We start from the raw sequence: 21,590 nt of genomic DNA, 5'->3' as shown, positions 1-21,590 counted from the left end.
TTATTTTCCCCGAAGGTATTATATTTTTATTATTATACAATATTTTTAAGTTTAAAGTACAAAAAATAGAATAGTTTTTTCAGAAAAAGGTCAATCACGGGAAAGCTGACAAAACCGAGATGCAGCACCATAGTACTCCATAAGGAATTGAATATGATAATCAGAATGGCAACGGCATCTTTACTCCAGGTATCTTCTGCTGTTTTTTCACTGCCGGCAATGATCGTTAATACAGTAAAAAGGATGTTGAGCCATCTGCCCCAGTCATAGGCGAGATAAAATAACGGCAACAGGCAAAGCAACTGAAATACGAGAAATATGCTGCTGATACGGAGTTTATTCAGCCGGTAATAGATCAGAAAAGTAAATGAACTGATCAGGATGCTTATGCTATAGAGTTCATATCCGTAAAGATGTTTTTTGTAAAAGCTGATGACGTCAAAGGCCGGATCATATTCATAAATGCCCAGCTGACCGAGCACAAGGCCATGGTTTTTAAGGAATACCAGTGAATCTGGGGTGCGTATGCTGAAGCCGTACCGGTACAGTAAAAAAAGCGTAAACAGTGCCGGCAGGATCTGGAAGAATGCGATTCTCTTTATTTTATGAGAGACGGAACCTTTAGCGTATATAAAAAAGATATAAGAAACGGAAGGGAGATAGAAAAAAGCAGCTTCATGATTCAGGATGCAGACAATAATCAATACGGAAACCACCATATCATTAATTATTATTCTGGCCCGGAGCGCCATAAAATACATCAGGAAAAGCACAAGGAAAAAGATGTCTTTTTTGGCTGCAACCGTAGGATCTTTCAACAGCATTCCCAAGCCCGACGGAAGCAACAGCAGGCTGAGCGTCAACAGACTGTTTTTCTTCTTCCAAAACAAGGTAAATAGCAGGTAAAAAAACGTAGTATAGATAAGGAACACAAACGCAAATACGATATATTCCAATAGGATTGCAGTCATCTCATTGACGAAAATGAAAAGGCTGCCGAATAATCCTCTTCTTTTAAAGCCGCCGTCCTGATAATTGATAATCCATTCCCCCAGATACCATCCGTTTTTGAAGGTGACGATCTGAAGATAGCTGTTCCGGATACAAATGAGGTAATAGGCTATGAGAAGGAGGCCGACCAGATAATTGATAATCTTTGATTTTGTCATTTTTGACCGATGCATACAGTTAAAAACAGTTGTTCAGAAATATAGTTTTACATCTTTCATATCCTGTTTTATTTATGAGGCGCATTGTTTTTTAATCGGATTTTATCTCTGAGTTTCATAGTCGGAATCTCAAAGTATTTGTAGATAAGCAGAGCTCCGAGCAATGAAGCGCACCAGTAAAACAGATTTTTTATAATGATCGAGAATAGGTCCTCACCTTCAAAAAATGAATAAAAGATATGATCTATAAACAATTTTTTCACCAATGAATAATGGATCAGGTATAATGAATAAGAGATCAGGCTGATGTAGGATACGGCTTTTGCCCAGTATCCGTAGTTCTTTAATGTATAACGGCTGAGAACAGGCAAGAGACATAAAATAGCTGTACAAAAGAGCGGATAAAAGATGTTAATATAATAAAAGGATTCTATTGACGGATATTGATAAATGAAATATTTCCATATAAGAACCAGAGCAATTCCCATAATCATGGCCCGATGCCTGATGACCGCCCAGAAATTTTGATGATAATAAGCGATATAGGCTCCGATTACCCCGTACATCAGATTATCCATTCTCATGATGACCACACGCCGGTAATCTCCCATTTCCAGAAAAGTATGATGGGCATATACATGATACCGGAGATAAGTAGACAGTAATAACAAAACAACTGATACCATGAGCAGAGCCCTGCTGAATTTTATATTGAATAAGCGTACAAGAAGAAAAAGAAACAACGGAATGCTGAAATAGAACCACTCTTCCACACTGAGACTCCAGGATTCTCCGAAAAACGAATCGTTTGAAGTGAAAATATTCTGGCAGAAAAATAAAAAAGGGGTAATTGTCCTTAAAGGGAAACCGGCAATAAAAATTTTACTCAGTACCGCCAGGATAATAACAAACAGATAATAGTTCGGAAGGGTGCGGAACCATCTTCTTATCCAGAAAACGAAAAGCTCAGATCTGCTGAAACCGTTTTTTTCTACAGAACGTATGATGATGCTGCCAATAAGAAATCCGCTAAGCACAAAAAAAATGCATACGCCATCAAAATAAAACAGATCAAAGAATGAGTAGATCCCCGAGGGTAAAATAGCAGCACTGTGGGAGAATACCACAAATAAAATAGCCAGCATTCTCAATAGATCAAGTCCGAAGATACGGTTTTGACCGATATCCAGATGTAAAATTTTTTTCATTCGGATGTGTGTTATTAATCGATAAAAACCTTTTTAAAGATATCCATCACAGGATGCGGCAGGAATTTTTTATACAGTTCTTCTGCTGATCTGCTGAGGTCCGAATCCAGAATAATATCTTTCAGTTCCCTGCTGTTGCTGTAATAATAGGCCTGGTTCTGCAGGTGATCAATATGCGCCCTTTCGGGAGGGTCTGAAAAAGTAATGACCGGCTTGCCTTTGATGGCAAATTCCGCAACGGTAATTCCAAAGGTTTCCCCTCTTTCCCTGGCATGGAGAAGCGCGTTACAGGTATTGATGAATTTCAGCTTCATCATGACGTCAGAGCTTGGAGGGAGGAAAATAATATTGGCCGGCAGGGATTTCCACCATTTCTTTTTAAGGAAAGGATGGACACCCATGAAAAGGAAATAGATATCCTTATATTGGGATGCTATCTTCTCTATGGTCTGCTGGGCAAAAGCAATATTGAAGCTTGCATGACCTCCGTAATAGCCGAAGACTTTAGCATTTGCCGGAATATTCAGCTCCGGTCTGAGGTCCAGATCGGTTTCTGTTTCAAAATTGACCATATGCGGTACAAACGGAGCAGTTCCGCCGGTCATTTCCCTGCTCAGCCATTCGGATACATAGGCATACACGTCACCGTGTGGCTCAAAATGAGTGAATACGCTGTGGATTGCGCTTTTGCATTCCTGGGTATCGATGTTGTCGCGGTCGCCGTTTTTGATGGCGTAAAAAAGGTCAATATTATTTTGGGTAATGAAACGGTCTACCTCGCTGAAGTCTGAATAACCGATGACCTGGAACCGTTTTTCAAATTTTTCAATTCCCAGCGGATGGTTGGTGGCGCAATTTCTGTCATAGATAATAACGGATTCATTTCCCAGGTATTTCTCATTGAAATCGGCATAATCGTATAAGGCAATGGAGGTTCCCCTGTAATTAAGCTCATTTTCGTGGAAAAGGATTTTCATATCGGGTTGTGTTTATTTAAATATATTTTTCAGTCTGTTGATGATTTTCCGGGACAGGGTTTTTTTAGCATATTTAATGAGGTCATTGTGCTTGAAAAGTCCTTCACCCTGGGCAATCCTGAAGTCCTGTTTTACCCACCAGGAAGCAATATTCCGTTCCAGCGATACGGATTCTCCTGCGAATGGGAGAATGGTGTTCAGCAGAAAATCTTTCCGGATCAGGAAAGGATTATTTGTCCAGTTTGCCCACCTTGCAGTAGTGATAAAGTATTCTCCCTTTTTCTGTATTTTATCCGGGAATGCCGACGCCGGATCAAGCCAGTGTACGGATTCCAGGAGGTGAGGGGAGGTACATTCGTGCCAGTCGTCATAATAACCGAGCTCATTGCCTTTATGGACGAGTGAAAACAGCGGGTGCCCCGGATGGTTCCTGCTTCTGTAACGGATGATATCAAAACCTTCTCCCAGCAGATCCAGACCGCTCTGCAGACGCTGTAGTGTTGTATTGCGGTCTTCAATAAGTTCCCAGTCATGTTCCAGGAAAAGTATTTTTTCGCAGGCTGCCTTTTCAGCCAGTTTTGCAATTGCTTTGCCGATGCCGATATTTTCATTAAGGCCGATGATGCTGATCTTATATTTTTTGGCAATTTTTCTGTCTTCATCGCTTACTTCCTGAAATAATATGGTAATGTCTTCCACCATTTCCAGCAAGCCGTTTTTATGATAGGAGGACAGTGAATTTTTCAGGTTTTTGCCGCTTTTCCATGAAAGGATGCAGATGCTGATCGGGAGTTTTTTCATCATAAACGGGAAACAAGATATTACAGGTTCAGGAAAGGGTGGTTTCCGGTCATGGATGTTTTCCTGGCCGCTTCAATTTCCTTGAATTTTTTTGAAAAATATTTATACTGATCTACATAAAACCGGTACTCGCTCCGGTTGCCTTTAACGCCCATTTTGGCAATAGAGGACACAAATGCGGCTTTTTCTCTTTTAATATTATAATCGTAGCCCGGGTTCAGGTATTTTGTTTCCCGCTGCATCATCATGGAAAGCCTTTTCTGCTTCAGGAGCTCTTCATGGTTTTCAGGCTGTTTTTTATGGAATGCCTGTACTGCATCATGCACCACTTTGCTCTCCGGGCAGACAAGAATCCTAAGACCGAAGTAGGACGTCCTGTTGATGTATTCATAGTCCTCGGCACCGTAGAAGAAATATGGGTTGAATCCCCCTACTTTCTCCACCGTTTTTTTCGGCAGGAACCAATGGGCAGCGTTCACGAAGCGGATTTCATAAGAAGGCCGGGTTTCCCCAAAATAAAGATCGGAGAGAAACCTGTTGTTTCGTGCATCCTGAGCCACGTAATTTTCAAAATGGAGATCCATTTTCTTCTCGCTCCCATCCAGATGCATCGGGCTCATGATGCCGATGGTGTGCTGCTCAGGGTCATTCTGATACACCTCAATAAGCTGCCGGACGCTGTCTTCAAAGATCCATGCATCCTGGTTCATCAGGTAAAAGAAATCGGCACCTTCCCGGTATGCTTTTTCTATTCCTAAATTATTGGCTTTCCCAAAACCCAGATTCTGCTCAGACTGTATGAAATCCACCTCCGGGAAATGGGTTCTGATGTATTCCTGAGTACCGTCTCCTGAACCATTATCGATGACGATGCAGTGAATGGGAACAGAAGACTGCCTCAGGCTGGTGAAACATCTTTCCGCCCATTTCATGGCATTGTAAGTGACGATGATAAAATAAACTTTAGGCATGTGTTTTTTATTAAATATATTTTTCCGCTAACGTCTTCAGGTATTTTTCGGGGGAATTCTCCCTGAAGAACATGTTAGCTGTCTCACCGAATTCCACCTGATAAAAATCCCCTTCATTCGATTCCCGGTAATCCGCTTCTTTACGGATCTGTTCCTGGATGGCATTGATAATTTCCTTAAGATCATAATAATAAGGAAATGCAAAGTTAATGGTTTCATTTTTTATATGGAGGCAGCTGGTATTCAGGAAGGCCGGAATGTCATCAATATCCAGCAGCAGTCTCCGGGCTTTGCTGTGGACCGTAAACTGCTTGTCATTCAGAATCTGATTTTTCAGGAAGTTGAACAGGGTGTTCGGATTTCCGCCCTTTCCTACAATATTTCCTATTCTTAAAATCAGGTGGCTGGAAGCATGGTTACGGATATATTCTTCCAGTTTCAGCTTATGCAGCACATAGTGGCTATCCTGTTTCGACTGGTCGTTAACACTGAGGGTGGAGAAATACACCAGTTTACTGCCGGGGTTTTTTCCAATACTGTCTTGAAGGAGAGAAAACTCTCTTTCAAACTCTGAACTTCTGGTTTCGAGAGAGTTTGAAACGCCTGAAGCAAAGAAGAGGTGCTCTTCCGAGTCTATATTTTTTAATGAGCTGGCAATAAGTCCGTTTCCTATGATCATTGTTGGGGGGATTTATTTATCTGATAATTTTCAGCAGATGCATTTAATTTTTTATTGAAATCTGACGAATATCGAATATAGTTTATATATATATATATAATTTTTAAATGGTTTTTAAAATTAAGTTTTTCAGGATAAAATCTGAATGTGCTGAGAATATTTTTTAGGTTTACCGGATAATAGGTGAAAAATCGATTTAAAAATCCAGAGAATGCTTCTTTTTCAGTTTCCTGGTCTCTTTCCTTTTGAAAAAGAGCAGGTGTATTTCTTCTTATCTTTATATTGGCATCAAGCCAGGTTTTATCCAGATTTCCTCCTGAAAAATGTTGAATGAGTATATCGTCAACTACGTAATTCCTGAACTTTCCGGACATCCGCAGGCTGAAATCAAGATCATATCCATGAAATCCGGAAAGCAGCTTCTCATTAAAGTGAAACTGCTCATAGTGCTCTTTTCTAACCGCCATAAAAACTCCATCTACCGCAAATACGGGTGTTTTGTTTTTTACAGTTGTCCTTATAGCAGTATAGTCTTTATTGTTTTTATTCCCCTGAAGGATATTTACCGCATTATATTTTTCTGAAACCGTCCAGCTCGATGGAGCACAAGGAACATAGGATGAGCCGGCCAAACCAATAATTCCCGTATCTTTTTCTTTCAGATGAGAAACAAGCAAATCTCCCCAGTTCGGGGTTTTGAAAAGAATGTCTTCATGAACAAAAAGGAGAAAAGGATAGTTTGCTTTCTTTGCTCCGGTATTATAAGCCTTTGCAACACCCATAATTCCAGGATTGCATACCTGTATCACTTCATAAGCGCAATTGCCGATACTTTCCTTGATATTGGCAACAAGCTGATCATAGTAATGATTTTGATAAGATGAAATTATAATAGAAATCATATATGGAATTGCATTTTTCTTTTCGGCTTTTAATAGAACAGCGTTGAATTTTTTATGTATCGGTCAGTGACCATCATCTTGTTTTTATTTTGAAAATAATCATTTGCCCGATTTGATTTTTTAAAACTTCTATTATCCTGATCTATAGCATATGGCTTAGATCAAGAGGGTATTTATAAATAGTATATTCCTTTTTATATGCCTAACGTATGTAATCAATTCTGTTTAAGCTTAATGTCTCGTTATTAGCAAATCGTCTATAACAGAAAAGATCTTCTGGGTAAGTTTTTTTTCAGAGTAATCATTCTCCAGCCTGGTATTGATCTTTCTGCCATATTCTTCCCTGATCTTTTGGTCTTCCATCAATGATATCACCTGTGTTGCCATAGTATCAAGATCCAGATAAGGGCTGAGAATTCCATGATCATTCTCAAGAAACTCCACAGCACCACCACTTTGATCAAAGGCAACAATGGGTTTTTTCAATTTAGCTGCCGTCAGCATGACTAAAGGGAACGGATCTTCCCTGGATAGCAGGAGAAATACGTCAAAAATATTAATATAGTCATTCGGGAATTTATTATGCTCCACGTACACTATCCTGTTTTGTACCCCTAGCTTTTCAGCATCGATTTTGGAACATTTTACCGGCCCTGTGTTTGCAGATCCTCCCAAATTGATAAACCTAAAATCAATATCCGTGTGATCAGCAATCTTTTTTACCAAAAGCGGAACGAGATCGGTTCCTTTTCTTAATTCCTGAGAACTTGCAATACCCAGAATAACAGCAGACTCGGGAATCTCCAATTCCTTTTTCAATACTGCGGAACTCTTTTCTATTTTCAGTTTTTCTTCTACAAATGAGTGGATGGCAGTCACTTTTTTCGGATCTGCCCCATACCGGTTAATAAGGTTTTCTGCTACTGCATTTGATCCTGCAATAATCATGGAAACATTAGATATATTTTCCAGGATGAATTCTTTCGGATACGTACTTTCCATACCAAAAGTAAGTTCATGGATTGCCACTATTGTAGGAATATTTTTCCGGTAAAAAGGAATTGTCCATATCAATGATTCCGCAGTATTGGCATAAATGAGGTCATAGCTATTCTTCAACAGCCTGTCAGTTATTTTTTTTATCTGTTCTTCCCGATTTTCTTTTTTAGGAAACAGGGTATCCTGAATTTTTCTAAAATTTCTTTTTACAAAGGGCAGAGATTGGTTGTAATAGTTGGCAACTATTATTTTATTCTCAGAATTTCTGGCGAAATCTTCATATAACTGGCCGGGTCTTAACAGAAAAACATCTATTTTAAAATTTTTCTTTTCCTGTTTTAGCTTTTTCAGCAGATTTAATACAAGTATAGGCGCTCCTGATAAAGAAGCTTCATGGGAAATGACCAATATTTTTCTTGTTTCATTCATTGTTTAGTGATTCAAATAATAAGTTTTGGCTATTTTTCACAATTGTATTATTAGGAATAGATTTATGGATAATACATCCTGCTCCAATAATACAGTTGTCACCAATTTCAACACCTTTTAAAATCACGGTGTTACTTCCGATCCAACAATTTTTTCCAATTATAATTTGATTTTTTTTAAATTTCGTTTTATCAACAAAAAAGTCAGGATCAAATCCATATTCATGATTATGATCATATAATTTCACTCCTTCTCCAAATATTGTGTTATCTCCAATTGTAATTTTGTCCAGACAATTAATAGAAGAGTAATTATTGAAGAAAACGTCCTTCCCAATTGTTAGTATACTACCAGGAAGAGAAGAAATACTACAGTAATCTCTCACAAAAAATCTTTCATCAATATTTATTACTCCAAACTCGCCTTCATTTCCTTTGAAAATTTTCACATCTTTAGGTGCGAAAGTATGATGGATATTAATGTTTGGCGCCGAAGTGAAAATCCTCCATAGTTTCTTTTTTTCCTGAACCTGAATATCGATTAGCCAGTGAGCCGTCTTTCTATTGAAATAGTTTTTTATTTTTCGGAGCATAAGCAACTGTCGTATTTAATTCTTTAACTTGAGCTTTCTGAAAATTTTTATTTTCAACATTTTTAAAAGATATGTTAAACTGATATTCTTTTCCAGATATACATAATCCTTTATTTTTGATTCCAGTTCTTTTTTCTCTTCAAAAGGGTTTATCAAAACCATTTTAAATCTATCATATTGGTTTTTCAGATTATCATGAACAGTTTTATTTGATTTGAAATCTTCAATTAAAAAATTTAAACAAAATACAGTTCCTAAAATCTGATCTACTATGCTTTTGGTGTTCCAGACGCCACTTCCTACTCGATATACAGCCATTTCTTCTGGAAAATATTTAATTAAGCCTGAGGATGCATTTATCAAATGAAGAGGATAGTCTCCGATTGGAGAATAAATAAACCAAGAAGGCAAAGGATAGCCATTATTTCTGAATACAACTGAAGGCGTATCGATGAAATTTTCCAAGGAGAGATTTTCAATAGTATATGTTTTTTCAATTTCACCAGAACTTGGATTATTTTTGCTGATTATTTTTCCGTCACGATCTACATTTTGAACATTATGGAAGCAGATATTAAACTCTTTATTATTCTCCAGAAAATCCACCTGTTTCTGAAGTTTCAGAGGGTCTGTCCAGTAATCATCGCCATCGCAAAGCGATATGTATTCCCCGGTACACATTTCCAGGGTGGAGACGAAATTTTCTTTACCCGGAATACCCGTTCCTCTTTTTTGTCTTAAATTCAGTCTGATCAGGTCCGGATATTCCGCTGCATACCGCTCTACGATTTCCCGGGTACCGTCAGTAGATACATCATCACCGATAATAATTTCAAAACTGAAATTGGTTTTCTGCATAAGAATTCCGTCAAGACATTTCGAAATGTAATTGATATGGTTATAAGTGATGACATGGCAACTGACTTTTTTTCTCATTTCTGCGCTCATACGGTATATTTAATTCCGGTTTTAAAATCCTGTTTGTTTTTATCAGGTGGACTTTTTTTAACGGCTGCCTTTACTTATTCAAGAATCGGAACTATGTTAATATGGTTACATCTATTATAAGGCCTTTAAAACGAACAGGAATTTTAGGATTAATTTTTCAGGGAATATTTTAATTTTTTAAAAAAGATAATAAAAAGATCTTGGAAAGAAATATTTTTTGCAATTTTTTTCGGAGAGGTTTCTATAATGATTTCCTTCTCATCAGATAATGCATTCATCAGATTATCATGTTGCTGACTCAGCGCATTAACAATCCTGTCTTTGCCTGAGAAATGCGAAATCAGAAACTTCAGGGTAAACATAGTATTCACAAACTGGTATGTTCTGCTTTGAGCGCTCCAAAGGCCGCTTCCTGTTCTGTAGGCCGCCATTTCGTCCGGGAAATATTTAATTAGTCCATACTGCGCATTAAGCATATGCAAAGGATAATCACCTATGGGAGAATATACGAACCACAATGGGAGCTCCTGAAAATGATTTCTGAATACAATGGATGGCGTGTGGATAAAATTACCGGTTGCCAGATCTTCCAGACTGTATGTTTCTTCGGTTTGAGGACTGCTAAGTACCGGACCGGCAGTTATTCCGGCTGAATTAATTTCCTTAACCTTGTGAAAAACTACACTGTACTCCTTGTTCTTCTCCAGAAAGTCTATCTGTTTTTGAAGTTTCAAGGGGTCTGTCCAGTAATCATCGCCATCACAAAGGGAAATATATTCTCCGGTACACATTTCCAGGGTGGAAACGAAATTTTCTTTTCCCGGGATACCTGTTCCCCTCTTTTTTCTTAAATTCAGTCTGATCAGATCAGGATGTTCTTTAGCATAACGTTCCACGATTTCCCGGGTACCGTCGGTAGAGACATCATCACCGATAATAATTTCAAAATCGAAATTGGTTTCCTGCATAAGAATTCCGTCAATACATTTCGAAATATAATTGACATGATTATAGGTGATGACGTGACAACTGACTTTTTTTCTTGTTTCTATTCCCATACCGCATATCCGATCCCGGTCTTTCCGAAGCCGTTACCATTATAGAATAAAATTTTCCTGCCGTTTACTTCGATCACTGAAGGGTAGGTCTGCATGGAAGAATCCCATCCGGATTCTGAGAATTCAATACCGCTTGCCTCATCATTACGGGTCCAGCGAATTCCGTCTTCTGATTCTGCATATCCGATGCGGTAACTATCCTTTCCGTCCCTGTAATCAAATGATCCCCTGTAAGTGAACCACATTTTGTATTTTCCGGCCTCTGAAATTACTGTAGGTCTGGCTGTACATTGATATTTTTCGGCTGGCGGTATGCATGTAATATTAGGACGGCTCCAGTTGATGCCATCATCAGAAAAGGCATATTTAATCTCATATAAAGGTTCGGGCTTACCTTCATTTACTACAAATCCGGTGCTGGAAGCGTACCACATCATCCATTTGTTCTCCTGTTTGATAACATAGGGTGATGCTGTGAAAAAAGGTTCATCCCGGTTCCTTTCAACAATGGCTCCGGGAAAAGCTTTCTGAAAGGTATTACCATTATCATGGCTGATGGCCAGTCCTATGGCATTCCTGTAAGGAACCAGCACGCTGGCATTCCAGCCGACATAGTACATATAAATACAGGTATCGGATAAACGGACTAAAGAGCAGGGCATAATTCCACCGTCATCAAATGTTCCTAATTCTCCAAGTTCCATGATAGGTTTATCATGGATATATAATATTTTTTCAGGGTTTTCTGCAGACACATCAATATACGTAGGTATACTCCTGCCTTCCGGATTTCTGGGTGCATAATACACTCGTATGGTATCTTTGTCAATCAGCAGTGCCGTTGGAACACAGGCATGGGATACCATCCAGTCATTATAATGGTCAATATGATGTATTCTTCCTTTTTTATGCCACATCTTTACCCTTTTGTTTTATGTGAAATACTGTCTATATCAATGCTTTTTTCATCTCTCATTGTAGATTTTGCCCCTAACCATATGCTGAACTCCGGAGTGTCTTTTGTGATAATTGCCCCCATTCCGATTAAAGAAGCCTTACCGATATTCGTTTCATCCCGTACGGTCGCATTCACTCCGAAAAATGAATTTTCACCGATTTCGCAGCATCCTGAAATAACTACCTGAGAAGTCAGGAAAACATGATCATGAATATTGGTATGGTGCCCAATGTGGTTCCCACTCCATAAAACACAGTTATCACCGATAGTTACAAAAGGCTGTATCGTATTGTCTTCAAAAATAAAGCAGTTTTCGCCGATGGTAAGATCCGGCCATGTAGTGGCTTTACTGGAAACATAACTTACACATGTATATCCTTTTTTCTTTGCTTCTTCAAATTTAGCTTTTCTGAAAAAACTCATCTGTTTAAAGCTGATCGGTAAAAAGAGCTTATACTCGGAAGGCGGATAATGCTTTTCTATTTCATCAAAAGATACCACAGGCAATCCTCGGAATTCATTATCTGTAATATAATCTTTATCTAAAGTAAAGGCGACAACTTCATGTGGAGTATCGTGAATAAAATAAAAATGAGCTAAGCTCGCCAATTGACTTGTTCCAAAAATTACGATTTTTTCCATAAATGTTAATTTATAAATTCATATTGAGTGAGTAAACCGTTGACTTCATCCCGGTTATTGAACATCAGCAGATCAATAATGGAAAGATGAGGAACAAACGGATCTGTAAATTGTTTATATTCCAAAGGTAAAGATTTAATAAAGTCCAGATGTATCCCCTGTACCAGAAAATCTTCTTTTTTATAGAGTTCCTGTCCTCCTGAAGCATTGATGTAGTGAAAGCTGTTTTCCTGTTTGCATATATCAAATAACCGCTCCTGTCTTTCTAAATGTCTGTTCTGATAAGATTGTGAAGATATGATAAACTGGGTTTTCAGATTCATATACTGCGAAACAGCCAGGATGCTTTCTATAGCCAGTTCACTGATGCTTTTAGACGGTCCGTTTAAAATTTCTGAAATCAAGTTGTAGACAGGCTTAAAATAAGGTGCCCGTTTATAGCTTTGTGAAAGGGTCTGTAGAAATTTCATTTTCCATGATTCATATAAATTTTCGCTGATCAGGGTATCTTTAATCAAAGAAAACGAATTGGCCTTGGACAGAGGAACGGTAAACAAATGGCCTTGTCCGGATACCAGAATTCTGTTTCTGTTGATCCATCCCTGCTTGATAAAATTCACATCATCATAAAATACAAATTTATCAACGGCACTGATCATTTGAAAATAGCCGATGTACGGGAAAATATAAGGCTGCATGATGGCGATTTTCATACATCAGTTATTTTGGATTCTTAATATGACTCTGGAAATATACTCTATCTCCTCTATTGTCAGATCATAATAGAGGGGGAGGCATAAAATTCTTTTAGAAATATTTTCTGTAATCGGCAGCTCTAGTTTTGGCAGGTAGGGCAGGGCCGAAGCCAGGCTCGGATAAAAGTAACGTCTTGTAAAAATTTGTTGTTTATCCAATTCTGTTTTAAGTTTCAACAGCAGCTCTTCACTTTCTACAATGATAGGATAATAGGCATGGTTTTCAGAGGATCCGGAATGCCAGGTAGGTCTTGTGGCTTTGAGGAAAGGCAACAGCCTTTTGCCATAAAGTTCTGCAAGAGATTTTCTTTTCTGATGAATATCATCTATATAAGAAAGATTTGCCAGTCCCATAGCAGCATGAAATTCAGAATTTTTTCCATTGATACCCAGATCAGAAAACGTATCAAAGCTGGCGATACCGAAATTTCTGATCGCTGCTATTTTCTTAAGAAGTTCCGGGTCTTTTGTGATGACCAATCCTCCTTCTATAGAATGATATAGTTTGGTAGCATGAAGGGAACAGGTAGAAATGTCTCCGTAGCTAAAAACCGATTTTCCATTAACTTCCACCCCGAAAGCATGTGCTGCATCATAGATTACTTTAAGATTATGCTTTTTGGCAATGCGGTCTATCGCTTCAACATCACATGGATTTCCATATACATGAGTAGCCAGAATAGCCTGCGTATGTTCAGTAATGGCATCTTCTATTTTAGCAGGATCAATATTCAGGGATTCAGGATCAATATCTACAAATACAGGTTTACAGCCTTCCCATACAATGGAGCTGGTCGTAGCAACAAATGAAAAGGGAGTTGTTATTACTTCCCCTGTAATCTCTAAAGCTTTCAATGCGATCTGGATGGCAATCGTACCATTAGTAACAAACAGCAGATGGCTTACTTTCAAATGATCTTTAAGTTCCATTTCCAGCTGGCTGGCTAAAGGTCCCATATTGGTGAGCCAGTTTCTCTTCCAGATGCCATCCAGATATTTTTGGTATTCTTCCTGTGGAGGAAGGAAAGGTTGTGTTACCGAAATCATGTGTTTTTAATTTAATGTTATTATATTTTCCGATTCCAGTTCAAATGGAACCCATTGCTCTTCCACACCGCTTACGATAAACTCAAAGATATTGTTCACCCTTAGGAATACAGTAGAGTCATCCGGGTCAGAAAAACTGATGTCTGTAATATATTTGCCCAATGTAAACAGAGGGTTTTTTATCTTTACATCATATACGATGCTGTCTTTTTCTGATGATATTCGGATATGATTTCTTACATAAAGACTGGCTATCGGTCTTTGTTCTTTATCTTTGAATTCCAGATACAATATAGGTGTTTTTGGAATGTCTTTTTTCATCTTTACCGTAAATGTTAACCTGAAATCTGTATTCCGGTGAATGGTATTGGATATAAGGTCTGTTTCTTTTGATATTATTTCAAGTGTATTATTATCAAAAACAATATTTTCCCCATTGTTGGCAAATTTACTGTAATACAATTGTACCCCTTTCCCGATATCACTTCCGCAGTATTCTGCTTGTCCATGATCCATCAGAATAATTTCGTTGCAGATCCTGGATACCATCGGCATGCTGTGTGAAACGAAAATGAGAGCCGTATGAGGAAGCAGTTCATCAATTTTCTTGAAGCACTTTAAAATAAATCCCAGGTCGCCCACGGCGAGAACTTCATCGATAATCAGAATGTCAGGTTCAAGGTGGGCGGCTATTGCAAATCCCAGCCTCACTTTCATGCCGGAGGAGTAATTCTGCACCGGCATATCGATAAATTGTTCGATTTCAGAAAACTCGATGATGGAGGCCATTTTATCTTCTACTTCTTTTTTTGTAAATCCTAAAATTGAAGCATTGTTATAGATGTTTTCACGGCCCGTTAAAATGGGGTTGAATCCGGCTCCTAATTCGATCAGTGCACCGATTTTGCCTCTCATGACGATCTGTCCCTTGTCCGGTGCATACAGGCCGTTCAGAACTTTCAGAAGTGTGCTTTTACCGGCTCCGTTATGGCCGATCAGGCCTATACATTCTCCTCTCCGCAACTCAAAGCTTATATTCTTTACTGCCCAGAATTCTTTTGGCCTGAGATCTTTATTAATCTTAATACCTAAGGTACTTTTAATGATGTCCAAAGCACCATATTTTAGTGAAGACTTCATATCCATTGAAAACTTCTTGGATACATTCTGTACCGATACCAGCAGCTCTTTTTCCTGATTTTTCATATTATCCTATTTTTTCAATGATGATCGGCATGGACTTCCTGAAAACAACCAGGCTTATCAGCATGACCAGAAAACTGATGATCCCCGCAATTGCTATAAACCCGGTATATTCCTGAGGAAGATTGATAAGGCTGTTTCTTCCATCGTTAAACATATAAGTCAACGGGTTAATTGCAAAAAGTTTCTTAAACAGTCCCTGTCTGGGTATTGCATACACTACAGGTGTAATATACATAATAAATGATACAGCAGTCGTTAACAGTTTACTGATGTCAGTGTAAATCAGACCGATGGGAGTGAGAAGAAGACCTATGCTGAAAGAAAATAAAGTAATGACAAGTAATATAAGTGGGAACAACAGGACTCCGCTTCCCGGATTGATTCCATAAATAACCAGGATACCGGCAATCAGAATCAGTTTCAGAATGAGATTAAAAAGCATTTTATACAATCCTGATATCAGGAGTGCCTCTTTGGGAAAGTTGATTTTGGAAAGTATTGACTTCGCTCCGTTTACAGAAGTAAGAGGAATGAGAAGAGCCTCAGTAAAAATGCTCCACAGCGTAGTTCCTATAATTACAAATACAACGTAGGGAACACTGCTTTCTGCATTTACATTTACCGTACCCGAGCTATTCAGAAATAGCCACACTGCAGAATTGGTGATGATAGGTGCAAATGCCCAGAAAAAACCCAGAAGCGATTGACGGTACTGAGATTGTAAGTCTCTTTTTGCCATTTGATACGCCAGAAAACTGGATGACCTTGTATCCCGGTAAATAGCTTTCAGTTCCTGAAAAAAGTGGGTCTTTTTATCAGACGTATATACAGTGGTTTTCAAAATAAATTTTTTAGCAAATTTAGAACAATGATTGATAAATTGATTACAGCAAAATAAAATGTTCTTTATATTTACGAAATATAAAGGTATGCATTTTACAGTGTGACAATAAAAATAAATTGCTGCCGGCTGCCGTTTCCAGACATAATATAGAAGCTGTGTTTATCTCACCAGCTGCTTCAGGTATTCTCCGTAACCGCTCTTGCCATATTTGGCAGCAGTTTCCAGCAGTTTTTCTTCGTTGATGAATTTATTATGGAAAGCAATCTCTTCGATACAGCCGATCTTAAAGCCTTGTCTCTTTTCGATCACTCGTACAAACTCCGAAGCATCGTTCAGGGAATCAAAGGTACCGGTATCCAGCCAGGCAGTTCCTCTGTCCAGGACACCCACTTCCAGTTTTCCTTTTTGCAGATACACGTTATTGACATCGGTAATTTCCAGCTCTCCGCGCGGTGACGGGCTGATGTTCTTTGCAATTTCCACTACTTCGTTATCGTAGAAATAGAGACCGGGAACCGCATAGTTCGATTTCGGTTTCAGTGGCTTCTCCTCAATGGAAACAGCCTTGAAATCATCGTCGAACTCCACAACGCCGTAGCGCTCAGGATCCGAAACGTGATAGGCAAAAACCACTCCGCCTTCCGGGTTTGTTTTGTTTTTAAGCAGTGTCCCCATTTCGGAACCGTAAAAAATGTTGTCACCTAAAACCAGGGCTGCCGCATCATTCCCGATGAACTGTTCTCCCAGGATAAAAGCCTGTGCCAGTCCGTCCGGACTCGGCTGGACCACATATTCGATATTACAGCCGATCTGCGAGCCGTCACCCAGCAGTTTGACAAACCCGGGCTGGTCATGGGGCGTGGTGATGATCAGTATATCTTTAATGCCTGCCAGCAATAAGGTAGACAGCGGGTAGTAGATCATCGGCTTATCGTAAACCGGCATCAGCTGCTTGCTTACGGCAATGGTGAGGGGATAAAGTCTTGTACCGGAACCTCCGGCTAATATAATTCCTTTCATATATTGTGTTATCTTAATTGTATTGTTTTTCGTAATAGTGCTGATAGTCACCGCTGGTTACATGCTCAAGCCATTCTTTGTTCTCAAGGTACCAGTCGATGGTTTTTCCCAGTCCTTCTTCAAAGGTAACGGAAGGTTTCCATCCCAGGTCTTTGTTCAGTTTGGTAGCGTCGATGGCATAACGCTTATCATGGCCCGGTCTGTCTTTTACGTAGGTGATCAGCTTTTCAGAATGGCCGGCCGGATTTCCGAGCTTTTCATCCATCTGTCTGATCAGTTCTTTTACAAGATCGATATTCTGCCATTCGTTGAAGCCTCCGATATTGTAGGTTTCTCCTGTCCGGGCTTCGTTAAAGATCTGGTGGATGGCCCTGGCATGGTCAATCACAAACAGCCAGTCCCGGGTATATTTTCCATCACCGTAGATTGGCAGAGATCTTTCATTGATGATATTGGAGATGCAAAGCGGAATCAGCTTTTCAGGAAAGTGGTTAGGACCATAGTTGTTTGAGCAGTTGGATACAATGAACGGCATTCCGTAGGTGTTTCCGTAAGCCCTTACCAGATGATCGGAAGCAGCTTTCGATGCGGAATACGGTGACTGCGGGTCATATGAGGTGGTTTCCAGGAAAAAACCTGTTTCACCAAGGCTTCCGTATACTTCGTCCGTAGAGACATGGTAGAAAAGACAGTTCCTTTTTTCATCCGGGAATCTCCCGTGCGTATGATCGGGATTCAGGGTCCAGAATTCTTTACAGAGATTCAGGAGGTTGGCTGTTCCGTTGACATTGGTGTTGATGAACGCCATCGGATCCGTAATGCTCCGGTCTACATGACTCTCAGCAGCCAGGTGTACAACGGCATCAGGATGGTATTTTTCAAATACCTTTCTTAATTCTTCCGGTTTTGTGATGTCTGCTTTTTCGAAAACATAATTGGGTTCGTTTTCGATATCCGTCAGGTTTTCAAGATTTCCTGCATAGGTAAGCGCATCCAGGTTGATAATGGTCTTGTCCGGGTTGTTTTTTACAAATTCTCTTACGACATGGGAGCCGATAAATCCGGCACCGCCGGTAATAATTATATTTTTCATCTTTCTTAATTAATAATAGTTTTACGTCCGATACTCTTATAATAAAATCCGTTTTGCTGGGGAAGTTCCAGCGGAAACATATTCCTGCCGTCAAAAATAGCTTTGTTATTCATGCGCTGTGCCATCAGTTCAAAATTCGGATTTTTGAATTCGGGCCATTCCGTGGCAATAAACAGGGCATCCGCATTTTCCAGGGCTTCATACATATTCTTGGAGTACCGGATTTTATCTCCCAGCACTTTGCGTACGTTTTCTTCCGCAATGGTATCGTATGCCGTAATATGGGCCCCTTTTTCAAGCAGCAGCCTGATGTTGTCCAGTGAAGATGCTTCACGGATATCATCTGTATTGGCCTTAAAGGCAAGGCCCCAAAGGGCAATGTTTTTTCCTTCAATATGGCCGCCGAAATATTTTTCTATTTCTGAAACCAGGATTACTTTCTGCTCAATATTCACTTCCTCGGTTGCTTCCAGAATCCGGAAGCTGAAATCTTCCTGTTTTCCTGACCGTATCAGCGCTTTGACATCTTTAGGGAAACAGCTGCCTCCATACCCGATACCCGGGAATAAAAACCGCTGGCCGATCCTGTCATCGCTTCCCATACCCAACCTTACCTTATCCACATCGGCCCCCACCTTTTCACAGTAGTTGGCAATTTCATTCATGAAAGTGATTTTTACGGCAAGGAATGAATTGGCCGCATACTTTGTCAGTTCAGAGGATTTCTCATCCATGAAGATGATAGGGATTCCGGTATTGGTAAAGGGCTGGTAGATTTTAGCCATAATATCCTGGGCCTTTTCAGAGCTGGCTCCTACCACCACCCTTGCCGGGTTCATGGAATCTTCTACGGCAAATCCCTCCCGCAGGAACTCGGGATTGGAAACCACATCAAAAGGAATATCGGTTTTTGAAGAAATCACTTCCCGTACCTTGTCGGCAGTACCTACCGGAACGGTACTTTTATTTACGATTACCTTGTATTCCGTCATCATTTCGCCGATATCGTTGGCTACTTTCAGGACATAGGAAAGATCGGCGGCTCCGTCTCCGCCCGGCGGTGTAGGAAGTGCCAGGTAGATCACTTCGCTTTTATCTAATGCTTCTTTTAAATCGGTGGTAAAAAACAGGCGTTCCGACTGTATGTTTCGCAGGAACATTTCTTCAAGATTCGGCTCATAGATGGGAACTACGCCGTTTTTCATGCCTTCAACTTTTTTTTCATCAATATCTACACAGTATACTGAATTGCCAAGCTCTGCCAGGGTGGTGCCTGTAACCAATCCGACATATCCTGTTCCTACAATAGTAATGTTCAAAATATATGTTTTTAAAAATTAAGACACAAAAGTAATAAAAATACCCTCATGTAGAACGCTTATTTCATGTAAATAAAATTTAACTACCGTCCTGATCCTAAGATATTTTGATTTTTTAATAAAAAACCGTATATTTGCAATGGATTTACGGAAAAACATGCGAAGGCCTTCGGAAGAAAGCCTTTTTTCGTACAGGTAAATCAGGATTTTTAAAAAACATATGGAGTTTAAAAAGAGAATTGAAGAACTATTACACGAATTCCTGGAAACCAGAAAAGATCTGTTTCTGATTGATCTGAAGATTTCTGCCGGGGATGATATCACGGTTATTCTGGACGGTGACCAGGGCGTTTCCTTACAGGATTGCCTGGACGCCAGCCGCGCCATAGAATTTAATATGGACCGTGAAGAGCATGACTTCAGCCTGCAGGTGATGTCTGCCGGACTAAGCGAGCCGTTGGTTACCCCAAGGCAGTTTGCCAAGAATATCGGAAGGGAAATTGAAATCCTTCTGAACGACAGCACCAAAACCGAGGGCGAACTGGCAAAAGTGGATGAAGACAAGGTGACCCTGATTCTGCGGTACCGCAAGCCGAAAGACATTGGCAAAGGAAAAGTGGATGTGGAGGAGGAAAAGGAAATTCCTTACTCTGAGATTAAAAAAGCATTAGTAACAATTAAATTTTAAAAGAAAAAAAGTAAATGGACAATATAGCGTTGATTGAATCCTTCGGTGATTTTAAAGACGAAAAAGGGATCAGCAAGATTGACCTTATGGCAATTATTGAAGATTCTCTGAAGACCCTCCTCAGAAAAAGATATGATTCCGATGATCATTTCGATGTCATTGTAAATCCTGATAAAGGAGATTTCCAGATCTTCCTGAACAAAACCATTGTTGAAGACGACATGTCTGAAGATGATGACCTGGAAATTGAGATCTCCGAGGCCAAAAAGATCGACCCGACTTTCGAAGTAGGTGAAGATTTTACCATGGAAATCCCTGTGGCTCAATTGGGCAGAAGAAATATCCTGACGCTGAAACAGATTTTGGCTACGAAATTGCAGGAACACAATAATGCCATGTTGTACGAGCAGTTCAAAGATAAAATCGGGGAAATTGTTGTAGGGGAAATCCATCACATCCGTCATAAGCATGTGATTCTTCTGGATGATGAAGAAAATGAATTTATCCTTCCGAAAGAAAACCAGATTCCTTCCGATTTCTTTAAAAAAGGTGAAAACATCAGAGCTATTGTTGAAACGGTAGATTTCAAAGGTTCAAAGCCGCAGATTATTATTTCCAGAACTGCACCTAAATTCTTAGAAAAATTATTAGAGCTGGAAATTCCTGAAATCCAGGATGGAACCATTATCCTGAAAAAGGCAGTGCGGATTCCCGGAGAAAAAGCGAAGATTGCAGTAGATGCTTACGACGACAGGATCGATCCTGTAGGAGCCTGTGTAGGGGTGAAAGGGTCAAGGATCCATGGCGTGGTAAGAGAGTTGAGAAATGAAAACATCGATGTGATCCAGTGGTCTAAAAACCCTGAGATCCTGGTGAAGAGAGCATTGGGAAATGTTACCATCAATAAAATTGATATCAACGAGGGAAGTACGTATGCATTGGTGTATACTCCGGTTGAAGAGATTTCCAAAGTAATCGGTAAACAGGGTCAGAATATCAGACTTGCTTCTTGGTTGACAGGTTATGAGATTGATGTGCACAGAGAGTCCAGCGAAGATGATGATGTTGAATTAAGAGAATTCAACGATGATATCGAACAGTGGATATTGGATGAGTTTAGAAAAGTAGGTCTTACCACTGCCAAGTCGGTACTGGATAAAGAAACCGAAAGCCTTCTGAATATGGTGGATCTTGAAGAAGAAACCATTGAGGATGTAAAACGTATTCTCAGAGAAGAATTTGAAGATTAAGATTTACAATAAATTTTAATAAACGGTAAAAAAGA

At 39.5% G+C, this 21,590-nt stretch carries 22 protein-coding genes; 2 read left to right on the top strand and 20 right to left on the bottom strand.

The features are described from left to right. Positions 1 to 32: 32 nt before the first annotated feature. The 20 genes from QZ735_RS17010 to QZ735_RS16915 all read right to left on the bottom strand — a co-directional run bounded on the left by QZ735_RS17010 (position 33) and on the right by QZ735_RS16915 (position 19,617). Positions 33 to 1,169, bottom strand: coding sequence for a hypothetical protein (locus tag QZ735_RS17010; RefSeq protein WP_294250968.1), 1,137 nt, complete (start codon positions 1,167 to 1,169; stop codon positions 33 to 35). A gap of 68 nt (positions 1,170 to 1,237) precedes the next feature. Then, positions 1,238 to 2,377: an acyltransferase gene (locus QZ735_RS17005; RefSeq protein ID WP_294250965.1), complete on the bottom strand. Its 1,140-nt coding sequence runs from the start codon at positions 2,375 to 2,377 to the stop codon at positions 1,238 to 1,240. 14 nt (positions 2,378 to 2,391) lie between these two features. Next, positions 2,392 to 3,354, bottom strand: a complete 963-nt coding sequence (locus QZ735_RS17000; RefSeq protein WP_294250962.1) for a hypothetical protein — start codon at positions 3,352 to 3,354, stop codon at positions 2,392 to 2,394. A 12-nt stretch (positions 3,355 to 3,366) separates the two neighbouring features. After that, the gene (locus QZ735_RS16995; RefSeq protein ID WP_294250959.1) at positions 3,367 to 4,158 is read right to left on the bottom strand and encodes a hypothetical protein; all 792 of its coding nucleotides are present in this window, start codon (positions 4,156 to 4,158) and stop codon (positions 3,367 to 3,369) included. A gap of 17 nt (positions 4,159 to 4,175) precedes the next feature. Further along, positions 4,176 to 5,126, bottom strand: coding sequence for a glycosyltransferase family 2 protein (locus tag QZ735_RS16990; protein ID WP_294250957.1), 951 nt, complete (start codon positions 5,124 to 5,126; stop codon positions 4,176 to 4,178). A 10-nt stretch (positions 5,127 to 5,136) separates the two neighbouring features. Then, positions 5,137 to 5,805, bottom strand: a complete 669-nt coding sequence (locus tag QZ735_RS16985) for a hypothetical protein (protein WP_294250955.1) — start codon at positions 5,803 to 5,805, stop codon at positions 5,137 to 5,139. Then, complete coding sequence (locus QZ735_RS16980; protein WP_294250954.1) at positions 5,802 to 6,707, bottom strand: glycosyltransferase; 906 nt, start codon at positions 6,705 to 6,707, stop codon at positions 5,802 to 5,804. Before QZ735_RS16980 ends, QZ735_RS16985 begins: the two co-directional genes overlap by 4 nt. A 231-nt stretch (positions 6,708 to 6,938) precedes the next feature. Then, the gene (locus tag QZ735_RS16975) at positions 6,939 to 8,135 is read right to left on the bottom strand and encodes a glycosyltransferase family 4 protein (protein WP_294250953.1); all 1,197 of its coding nucleotides are present in this window, start codon (positions 8,133 to 8,135) and stop codon (positions 6,939 to 6,941) included. After that, positions 8,128 to 8,727, bottom strand: a complete 600-nt coding sequence (locus QZ735_RS16970) for an acyltransferase (protein ID WP_294250952.1) — start codon at positions 8,725 to 8,727, stop codon at positions 8,128 to 8,130. The genes QZ735_RS16975 and QZ735_RS16970 overlap by 8 nt, the downstream gene beginning before the upstream one ends. 15 nt (positions 8,728 to 8,742) lie before the next feature. Next, positions 8,743 to 9,675, bottom strand: a complete 933-nt coding sequence (locus QZ735_RS16965) for a glycosyltransferase (protein WP_294250950.1) — start codon at positions 9,673 to 9,675, stop codon at positions 8,743 to 8,745. 149 nt (positions 9,676 to 9,824) lie between these two features. After that, positions 9,825 to 10,733, bottom strand: coding sequence for a glycosyltransferase (locus QZ735_RS16960; protein WP_294250948.1), 909 nt, complete (start codon positions 10,731 to 10,733; stop codon positions 9,825 to 9,827). Beyond that, entirely contained in the window at positions 10,724 to 11,650 is a 927-nt protein-coding gene (locus QZ735_RS16955; protein WP_294250946.1) for a hypothetical protein, read from the bottom strand. Before QZ735_RS16955 ends, QZ735_RS16960 begins: the two co-directional genes overlap by 10 nt. Positions 11,651 to 11,652: 2 nt before the next feature. After that, positions 11,653 to 12,333: an acetyltransferase gene (locus tag QZ735_RS16950; protein ID WP_294250944.1), complete on the bottom strand. Its 681-nt coding sequence runs from the start codon at positions 12,331 to 12,333 to the stop codon at positions 11,653 to 11,655. Between the two features lie 5 nt (positions 12,334 to 12,338). Continuing rightward, entirely contained in the window at positions 12,339 to 13,046 is a 708-nt protein-coding gene (locus QZ735_RS16945; protein ID WP_294250942.1) for a WbqC family protein, read from the bottom strand. A 3-nt stretch (positions 13,047 to 13,049) separates the two neighbouring features. Beyond that, positions 13,050 to 14,135 (bottom strand): DegT/DnrJ/EryC1/StrS aminotransferase family protein, encoded by a 1,086-nt coding sequence (locus tag QZ735_RS16940; RefSeq protein WP_294250939.1) that lies wholly within the window; start codon positions 14,133 to 14,135, stop codon positions 13,050 to 13,052. A 6-nt stretch (positions 14,136 to 14,141) separates the two neighbouring features. Next, positions 14,142 to 15,341, bottom strand: a complete 1,200-nt coding sequence (locus tag QZ735_RS16935; RefSeq protein ID WP_294250937.1) for an ABC transporter ATP-binding protein — start codon at positions 15,339 to 15,341, stop codon at positions 14,142 to 14,144. 1 nt (position 15,342) lies between these two features. Further along, complete coding sequence (locus QZ735_RS16930; protein ID WP_294250933.1) at positions 15,343 to 16,182, bottom strand: ABC transporter permease; 840 nt, start codon at positions 16,180 to 16,182, stop codon at positions 15,343 to 15,345. A gap of 162 nt (positions 16,183 to 16,344) precedes the next feature. Next, on the bottom strand, positions 16,345 to 17,205 hold the full coding sequence (gene rfbA, locus QZ735_RS16925; RefSeq protein ID WP_294250931.1) for a glucose-1-phosphate thymidylyltransferase RfbA: 861 nt from the start codon (positions 17,203 to 17,205) through the stop codon (positions 16,345 to 16,347). Between the two features lie 13 nt (positions 17,206 to 17,218). Next, positions 17,219 to 18,298 (bottom strand): dTDP-glucose 4,6-dehydratase, encoded by a 1,080-nt coding sequence (gene rfbB / locus QZ735_RS16920; protein WP_294250930.1) that lies wholly within the window; start codon positions 18,296 to 18,298, stop codon positions 17,219 to 17,221. Positions 18,299 to 18,303: 5 nt separating this feature from the next. After that, positions 18,304 to 19,617, bottom strand: a complete 1,314-nt coding sequence (locus tag QZ735_RS16915) for a UDP-glucose/GDP-mannose dehydrogenase family protein (RefSeq protein ID WP_294250927.1) — start codon at positions 19,615 to 19,617, stop codon at positions 18,304 to 18,306. 220 nt (positions 19,618 to 19,837) lie between these two features. Here QZ735_RS16915 and rimP point away from each other — a divergent pair, with 220 nt between their 5' ends. Next, positions 19,838 to 20,305, top strand: a complete 468-nt coding sequence (rimP, locus tag QZ735_RS16910; protein WP_294250924.1) for a ribosome assembly cofactor RimP — start codon at positions 19,838 to 19,840, stop codon at positions 20,303 to 20,305. Between the two features lie 14 nt (positions 20,306 to 20,319). Beyond that, positions 20,320 to 21,555, top strand: coding sequence for a transcription termination factor NusA (gene nusA, locus QZ735_RS16905; protein WP_294250921.1), 1,236 nt, complete (start codon positions 20,320 to 20,322; stop codon positions 21,553 to 21,555). The last annotated feature ends 35 nt before the right edge of the window (positions 21,556 to 21,590 follow it).

The sequence above is a fragment of the uncultured Chryseobacterium sp. genome, from assembly GCF_913776365.1.
Taxonomy (GTDB): Bacteria; Bacteroidota; Bacteroidia; order Flavobacteriales; family Weeksellaceae; genus Chryseobacterium.
The sequence above is the reverse complement of the archived record's forward strand: the minus strand, read 5'-3'. Positions and strand labels throughout refer to the sequence as shown.